8 protein-coding genes are annotated in these 7,401 nt (G+C 65.3%); 5 read left to right on the plus strand and 3 right to left on the minus strand.

Annotated features, from left to right (window positions below; translation table 11 throughout):
• Positions 1-624, minus strand: a 624-nt coding sequence (locus A2J02_RS20730; RefSeq protein WP_197478092.1) for a metallophosphoesterase family protein, incomplete at its 3' end; no start/stop codon positions are given.
• A 147-nt stretch (positions 625-771) separates the two neighbouring features.
• Here A2J02_RS20730 and A2J02_RS20735 point away from each other — a divergent pair.
• Positions 772-1,101 carry a hypothetical protein gene (locus A2J02_RS20735; RefSeq protein ID WP_068052945.1) on the plus strand — a complete coding sequence of 110 codons (330 nt, stop codon included), beginning with the start codon at positions 772-774 and terminating at the stop codon, positions 1,099-1,101.
• Positions 1,102-1,106: 5 nt separating this feature from the next.
• Here A2J02_RS20735 and A2J02_RS20740 read toward each other — a convergent pair whose 3' ends face one another.
• A complete protein-coding gene (locus tag A2J02_RS20740; protein WP_068052925.1) occupies positions 1,107-2,480 on the minus strand; it encodes an FAD-binding oxidoreductase in 1,374 nt (457 codons plus the stop codon).
• A 40-nt stretch (positions 2,481-2,520) separates the two neighbouring features.
• On the opposite strand from A2J02_RS20740, the gene A2J02_RS20745 reads away from it, so the two are divergent.
• Positions 2,521-3,060, plus strand: coding sequence for a hypothetical protein (locus A2J02_RS20745; protein WP_068052928.1), 540 nt, complete (start codon positions 2,521-2,523; stop codon positions 3,058-3,060).
• Between the two features lie 6 nt (positions 3,061-3,066).
• On the opposite strand, the gene A2J02_RS20750 is transcribed toward A2J02_RS20745, so the two are convergent.
• Complete coding sequence (locus A2J02_RS20750; protein ID WP_068052932.1) at positions 3,067-4,026, minus strand: SDR family NAD(P)-dependent oxidoreductase; 960 nt, start codon at positions 4,024-4,026, stop codon at positions 3,067-3,069.
• Positions 4,027-4,097: 71 nt separating this feature from the next.
• Between A2J02_RS20750 and A2J02_RS20755 the strand changes: the two genes are divergently transcribed.
• From A2J02_RS20755 to A2J02_RS20765, 3 genes are all read left to right on the plus strand, one after another.
• A complete protein-coding gene (locus A2J02_RS20755) occupies positions 4,098-6,011 on the plus strand; it encodes an alpha-amylase family protein (protein ID WP_068052936.1) in 1,914 nt (637 codons plus the stop codon).
• Positions 6,012-6,085: 74 nt separating this feature from the next.
• Entirely contained in the window at positions 6,086-7,042 is a 957-nt protein-coding gene (locus A2J02_RS20760) for an alpha/beta hydrolase (protein WP_068052939.1), read from the plus strand.
• Positions 7,043-7,059: 17 nt separating this feature from the next.
• A partial coding sequence (locus tag A2J02_RS20765; RefSeq protein WP_068052942.1) for a VOC family protein occupies positions 7,060-7,401 on the plus strand: 342 nt, incomplete at its 3' end.

A 7,401-nucleotide genomic window follows, 5' to 3' on the forward strand; every position in this document is an offset into this window, starting at 1 on the left:
ACTGTCGTGGTCGTCGAGTACCGCGTAGCGGGCATGCGGAGACCCGGATTCCATGACGTGAGGGTAGGGGAGATCGTCGTCGTACGCGGGGGTGCCGACGCTTCCGGGATTGACCACGAGTGTGCCGCTGGGGAGAGTCCACTGTCGCTGCAGGTGGGTGTGTCCGCAGGCGATGACAGCTTTGTCGGTGAAACCTGCTGCCCGGTCGAGAATTTCGGCATCGGTTGCCTCGCGAGAGCCGTCGGGGTCGACCGAGTGCAGAAAGTACTGCTGATCATCGGTGGGCGTTCCGTGCACTGCGAGGATTCCGTGATCGAGGTCGAGTGAGAACGGCAGCGAGCCCAGCCACTGTCGATGCTCGTCGTCGAGTCGATCATGGGCGTGCCGATCCCAACTACCCATCGAATCGGGATGCTGTTCGAGCAGATAGCGATCGTGATTGCCCGCGATCGTGGGCATGTCCAAGGCCATGAGTCGATCTGCAGTTCGACGCGGATGCAGGCCGCCGGAGAGCAGATCGCCGAGATTGATCACCGAGTCGACGCGATGACGTTCGATGTCTTCGAGGACGGCGTCGAGCGCCGCGATGTTGCCGTGAATATCGGCTATGAGAGCTACTCGCACGACCACAGAATCGCAGCGTGGGCAGTCGACTGCAACACGGCAGCCCGTGGCGCGATCGTTGCGACCTAGAACTGCGTGGTGGCGCATTGCTATTCGACCTGCGAGACTGCGCTGACGGGAACCGATGGGGAAGAGGGTGACGGTCGCATGGTGGCTACGGTGTGTGCCATCACCTTCGCTGTGCTGCTGCACATCGTCGCCGCTCGAATTACCGCTCGTGAGAACTACGGCTCCAGGTTGCCGGCAGTGAATGGCTCGTATCCGGTCAGACCTGCCCAACGCGCTCGACGTGCTCAGACTGCCGGTTGGATACTGAGCCTTTTCGGTGCGCTACAGCTCGGCAATCATTTCTGGCTGACCCAGCCGTGGCTGGCCGTGAGCGTCATGGTCGCGGTTCTCGTGCTGGTCAACGGCCTGCCGAGTCTGCTGGTGACCGTGCTGCACAACGGCAATCTGCGATCACAACCACAGGGCTGAAACCGTTACGGCGCGAACACCTTGCCGGGGTTCAGGATTCCGTGGGGATCGAGCGCCTTTTTCACCGCTCGGTGCATGTCCAACACCACCGGATCGAGTTCTTGCACCAGACCGTCCATCTTGAGCAGTCCGACTCCATGCTCGCCGGTGACGGTGCCACCGAGTTCCAGTGCCGCGTCGATGATTTCGGCAAAGGCGGCCTGAGCGCGTTCCCGGGCCGGAAGGTCGTCGTGTGGCGTGATGAGCAATGGGTGCAGGTTTCCGTCGCCTGCGTGGGCGATGTTGGCGATCGTCGTTTCGTAGCGTAGGCCGATCTGCTCGATGCGCGAGAGCATCTCGGGCACATGCTTCTTCGGCACGCAGACATCCTCGGTCAATACCGGCCCCAGGCGCTCCATCGCCGGATACGCCAACCGTCGGGCAGTGAACAGCGCGTCGGCCTCCTCCTGATCCGTCGAGACCGCGGACCACGTGGCCCCGGCCTCCTCGAAGCAGGAGAGCATCTTCTCGGCTTGCTGATCGCCGATCAGTCCGGGATCGTCGATCCGCCCGAGCAGCACCACATTCGCCTCCACCGACAGCCCCATGTTCTTCCAGGCGTCGACGGCGATAAGGCACTGCTTGTCGATCAGCTCCAACGCGGAGGGCGTCAATCCGGCGGCGGCCACCGCGGCGACGGCACGCCCGGCGTCGACGATCGAATCGAAGTAGCCGGCGACGGTCCGCTGCGGATCCTGGAGCGGACGCAGCTTGAGGGTCACCTCGGTGATGATGCCGAGCGTGCCTTCCGATCCGACCATCAGGCCCGCAAGATCGTATCCGGCAACGCCTTTCGCGGTCTTTCGCCCGAGCCTCACCAATTCTCCGGTTCCGGTGACCACCTGCATGCCCATGACGTAATCGCGGGTGACGCCGTACTTCACGCAGCACAGTCCGCCGGCGTTGGTGGCGACGTTGCCGCCGATGGTCGACCACGGCGCGCTGGCCGGATCCGGTGGGTACCAGAGACCCTGTTCGGCGACCGCTGCTCGCAAGTGGTCGTTGACCACCCCTGGTTCGACGACGGCGTAGCGCTCGAGCGGGTCGATCTCCTTGATCGCGTCCATGCCGTCGAGGGCGAGTACGACACATCCCTCGGTGGCGTTCGCGCCGCCGGACAGCCCGGTGCCCGCCCCGCGAGTGACAATGGGCGCGCCGTGAACGAGGCATGCGCGAACGACGGCCTGCACTTCCTCAGCGGAGCGGGGCCGAACGACCGCGATCGGGACCGAATACGGTGCCCACTCTGCCTCGTCGTGCTGGTACGACGCGATGACGTCGGGATCGACAACGATCCGATCCGTGGGGAGCGAGTTCGACAACCGATCGACGAGCGACATGTCTCGACTGTAGCTATGCGATGTCCGATAGCGTCGGGTCATGGCAGTCGACTTTTCGTGGTCTCAGTTTCTGTGGATTGTCTTCGTTTTCGTCGGCGTGCCGTCGACATTCTGGGCTCTCGTTCTGTGGGCCGTCTTCGCGAAGCGTCGAGAAGGAAGGGGAACCGGTCCGCTCGGCTTGTGGGCCACCGGATCGACTGCTGCCGCATCGGGTTTCGTAGCGTGTGCAGGGTGGCTGAGCTGGTCTGCCGACTACCGAGGCGAAGTGCGTGGCCCGGGTCTCCCGGCCCCGAACGAGTTCCCATCATGGCAAGTCGCAGCGTGCGGTGCGACGGTCGTGTTGCTGTGCCTGCTGGCCGCGCACCTGTCACGATGGCCGAAGACCGGGGGACACGTCGCTGCGTTGGGCCTGACGGTGGGCTTCTCGACGGCGTTCTGCGTCGACGCGAGTACCGATGTCACCGGGCAGTCGGGTGTGGGTGTCATTCTGTGCATGCTCGGCTGGGGCTTCAGCTTGACCCTGCTGGCGCTCGTTCGGAACGCGGTCGGTGGGCTGAGACGGCCGACAGTCGGGCCGTGAACGACGTCAGATCTCGATTCCCGTTGTCTCGACCACGCTGGCCCACAGGGCATCTCGCACACGAGGTGAATCTCCACGCCAGGACGGGTAGTGCGTCGGACGCGGGGCCCTGTCGTGCCAGAACGTGCCGGTACTGGTCAATGCCTGGTCGGATGCGACGAGCCAGACGATGGTATCGGCCCCGTCGTCGGCACTGCGCAGAATCGGCTTCATCACCGAACCGAACAGTGGCATCGATCCGGTGACGCCGGGTGTCGCCGCCCAGCCGGGATGCATGCTGTGCACCACCGGATCGTCTTCGAGCGAGAACCGCTCGGCCAGTTGCTCGGTCACCACCACCTGCATGCGCTTGGTCCTGGCGTACGCCGTCATACCGGAGTACTTGCCGTTCTCGTACTCGAAGTCGGCGGACTGCAGCGGCACCGGGTACATGCCGCCGCTGGAGACGAACACGACCCGCGATCCGGCGTCGAACAGTTCGCGCAGTCCCACCGTCAGCGCGACCGGCCCGAGAACGTGGGTGGCGAAAGCAGATTCGTGACCTTGTGCGGACAGCTGCCGCCCGTCCGGCATGACCCCGGCGCAGTGCACGAGCGCGTGCACCGCGGTGAGTTCCGACGCCAATGACGCGATCAACTCGGCAACGGAATCGAGATTGCTGATATCGCACTCGCGCACCACGAGCGAGGCGTCGGGCACGTCGTCTCGGATGGCGGCGGCCGCGGACTCCAGCCGATCGGCAGACCTACCGACCAGATGTACCCGTGCCCCCAACCTGGCCAGTTCCTTCGCCGTGGCTGCGCCCAAGCCGGACGACGCACCGGTCACCACCATGTCGATGGGGGAGGGGAACGGCGTCGGATCCGCGGCCCAGAATCGGCGACGCACCGTGGCACCGATGCGGGAGTATCCGGGAACGACTGCTCTGTCGAGGATCGTGTCCAGCGTGCGGGTCAGCAATGACATGCCGCTTTGATACCCCGCGGTAACCGGATGTATGCGCGCCCGCACGCTGGGGTCGATGCCAGAATGTGTCCATGGTTCACCCCGCCGTCTCCGACGTCACCCGCGAGATCCTCGCCGAACTTCCCGCCCACCGACGCGAGACGTTCGAGTTGCGTCTCGAGCAGTGGTTTCCCGATCTGCACGACGCGGTCACTGCCGTCTACCCCGATCCCGACGCCGTGGCGGCCACCCTCGTGGAGATCGCTGCGCGCGCCTATGCCGCCCGCCCGGAGGATCTGCACCGGCTCGATCAGCGTCGTTTGCTCGAACCGGACTGGTTTCAGCAGCCGGACATGTTCGGTTACGCCTGTTACGTCGACCGGTACGGCCGAACCCTGCGCGGGGTGGGGGACCGGCTCGACCATCTGACCGATCTGGGTGTCACCTACCTGCACCTGATGCCGCTGCTGCAACCGCGGCCCGGCGACAACGACGGCGGCTACGCGGTGATGGACTACCGAGCGGTGCGCGAGGATCTCGGTACCAACGAGGACTTACGGGCACTCGCGGAGACGTTACGCGGCCGCGGCATCAGTCTCGTGGTCGATCTGGTGCTCAATCACGTTGCTCGCGAACACGAATGGGCCGAGAAGGCGCGCGCAGGCGATCCGAAGTATCGAGACTACTTTCTGGTCTATCCCGATCGCACCACCCCGGACTCGTACGAGCGCACTCTCCCCGAGGTGTTTCCGGACTTCGCGCCCGGCAGCTTCACCTTCGACGACACCCTCGGCGAGTGGGTGTGGACGACGTTCAACGAATGGCAGTGGGATCTGAACTGGGCCAATCCCGCTGTGCTGCAGGAGTTCGCGAGTATCGTGCTGCACCTGGCAAACCTCGGGGTGGAAGTGCTGCGCCTTGATGCGATCGCATTCCTGTGGAAGCGGCTGGGAACCAACTGCCAGAACCAGCCCGAGGTGCACGCGGTCACCCAGGCCTTGCGCGCTACTGCTCGACTCGCTGCTCCGGCCACGTTGTTCAAGGCCGAGGCGATCGTCGGACCCCGGGATCTGCTGCCGTACCTGGGTCAGGGGCGGCACACCGGCCGAGTCTCGGACATCGCCTACCACAACTCGCTGATGGTGCAGGTGTGGTCGATGTTGGCAACGGGCAGTACAGCATTGGCGCGACACGCTTTGGCGTCTTTGCCCCCGACGCCGCCGAGTGGCACCTGGGTGACCTACGTTCGCTGCCACGACGACATCGGCTGGGCCATCGACGACGGCGACGCGGCGTCTCTCGGGCTCTCGGGCGCAGGGCATCGCCATTTCCTGGCCGACTGGTACTCCGGGGAATTCGACGGCTCCTGGGCCGAAGGCCTTGTATTCCAGTACAACCCGGACACCGGCGACCGCCGGATCAGTGGAACCGCAGCAGCGCTGACCGGTCTGGGCCCGTCCCGCCTGGATCCCGACGGCGCGTTCGGGCGAATCTTCTTGGCGCACGCCGTCATTGCTGGATGGGGCGGAATTCCGGTCGTGTGGAGCGGCGACGAGCTCGGCTCCCCGGGCGATCCGAACTGGGCCGAGGAGCCAGCTCATGCCGAGGACAACCGGTGGGTGCATCGGCCGCGCGTGACCGACGCCGATCGCGCCGGCCGATTCCAGCAGGGGAGCGACGCGCAACGAGTGTTCGACGGGATCGCGCGGATCGCGAAGGTGCGCGCCGGACTACCGATGTTGCACGCCGAGGCACCGGTGGACGTACAGAGTGAGTCGGACGACGGTCTGCTCGTGGTGCGCAGGCGGCATCCCAGCGGCACCCTCGTCGCCCTCTACAACGTCACCGCCGAACACCGGCAGTTCCCGCACGCGCAGCTGATCGAACTCGGAATTCCGGCCCCGGTCGAGGTCCTCTCGCAGCACGATCTGCAGGTCGACGACGCCGGCTGGGTGTGGTTGCCGCCGTACGCGGCGTGGTGGATCGTCGACAGCCCGCTGCGTTAGGAGAGGCGGAGCCGTGACCGGGCTGTTACCCTCCCCGAGACGGTCGGCTGGATACGAACAAGGGGACAATCTTCATGCTGCATGGTCGGATACGAAGTCTGGTGCTCGCTGTAGTGGCGGTGTTGGTCGCCACGATGGCAACGGTGCTGATGGGGACCGGTGTGGCGAAGGCCGACTCCGAGCTCGTCTACGTCTACTCGCCGTCGATGGACAAGAACATTCCGGTCAAGGTGCTCAAAGCTGCAGGCGGCGGCCCCGCACCCACCCTGTATCTGCTCGACGGCCTGCGTGCGCCCGAGAACGACAACGGCTGGCTCATCGAGACCGACGTCGAGAGCTTCTTCGCCGACAAGCACGTCAACGTGGCCATCCCGTTCGGCGGCGGCGGCACCTTCTACTCCGACTGGCAGCGTGACGACCCCAAGCTCGGGCGTGTGAAGTGGGAAACCTTCCTCACCCAGGAGCTGCCTCCGTTCATGGCGGATCGCTTCGGCAGCGACAACGTCAACAACGCGGTGGCCGGACTGTCGATGAGCGGAACCTCGGCGCTCAACCTGGCCGCCCACCACCCCGACTTCTACAAGGCCGTCGCATCGTTCAGCGGCTACCCGACCGCCAGCAGCCCCGGGTTCGCTCAAGGTATCGCCGTCGCCGTCGGCGAGATGGGCGGCAACGCTCGCAACATGTGGGGTACCTGGCCGTCCGCGGACTGGATCCGCAACGACCCGTCCCTCAACGTCGGTGCGCTGCGCAACACGGCAGTCTTCGTCTCCTCGGGAAGTGGATCACCGGCCACGGACCCTGTGTTCAACCCGGCCAGCAGCAGCTTCGACCCGGTCAGGTTCGCGCAGATGGTGCCGCTCGAAACAGCCGCAGGCATGAGCAGCCGGGCATTCGTTCCGCTGCTGCAGGCTGTCTGTGGTCGACCCAACGTCAAGATCACCGGTACCGGCGTGCACTGGTGGAACCACTGGGAGCAGCACCTGCACGACGCATGGTTCGAGACAATCGCCCCTGCCGTCGGCGGCTGACAGCTACTCTTTCCGCCATGACGCCACCGCGGATCACCGTCGACTACACGGTGCTCGATTGCCCGGATCCAGCTGCGCTTGCCCGCTTCTACAGCACAATTCTCGGCTGGGAGCCTGCCGGCGACGACGGTGACTGGGTGGTGATTCACGGCCCGGGCGAGCTGCGGCTGGCGTTCCAGCGTGCGCCGGAGTTCACTCCGATCGACTGGCCGAACGACGGGATCAAGATCCACCTGGACCTCGTGGTCGACGACATGGAACAGGCCAGGGACTTCGTCGTCGACGCCGGGGCCGAACTCATCGACCACGCGCAGCCCTCGTTCTGGGTGTACCGCGATCCCGCGGGGCACATCTTCTGC

This window comes from Rhodococcus sp. EPR-147 (genome assembly GCF_001647185.1).
Lineage (GTDB): Bacteria > Actinomycetota > Actinomycetes > Mycobacteriales > Mycobacteriaceae > Rhodococcoides.

What these genes read in the sequence shown, in the direction of transcription:
- A2J02_RS20735 (WP_068052945.1), top strand. Translation starts at nt 772, where the DNA reads ATGGTGGCTACGGTGTGTGCCATCACCTTCGCTGTGCTGCTGCACATC.
- A2J02_RS20740 (WP_068052925.1), bottom strand. Translation starts at nt 2,480, where the DNA reads ATGTCGCTCGTCGATCGGTTGTCGAACTCGCTCCCCACGGATCGGATC.
- A2J02_RS20745 (WP_068052928.1), top strand. Translation starts at nt 2,521, where the DNA reads ATGGCAGTCGACTTTTCGTGGTCTCAGTTTCTGTGGATTGTCTTCGTT.
- A2J02_RS20750 (WP_068052932.1), bottom strand. Translation starts at nt 4,026, where the DNA reads ATGTCATTGCTGACCCGCACGCTGGACACGATCCTCGACAGAGCAGTC.
- A2J02_RS20755 (WP_068052936.1), top strand. Translation starts at nt 4,098, where the DNA reads ATGGTTCACCCCGCCGTCTCCGACGTCACCCGCGAGATCCTCGCCGAA.
- A2J02_RS20760 (WP_068052939.1), top strand. Translation starts at nt 6,086, where the DNA reads ATGCTGCATGGTCGGATACGAAGTCTGGTGCTCGCTGTAGTGGCGGTG.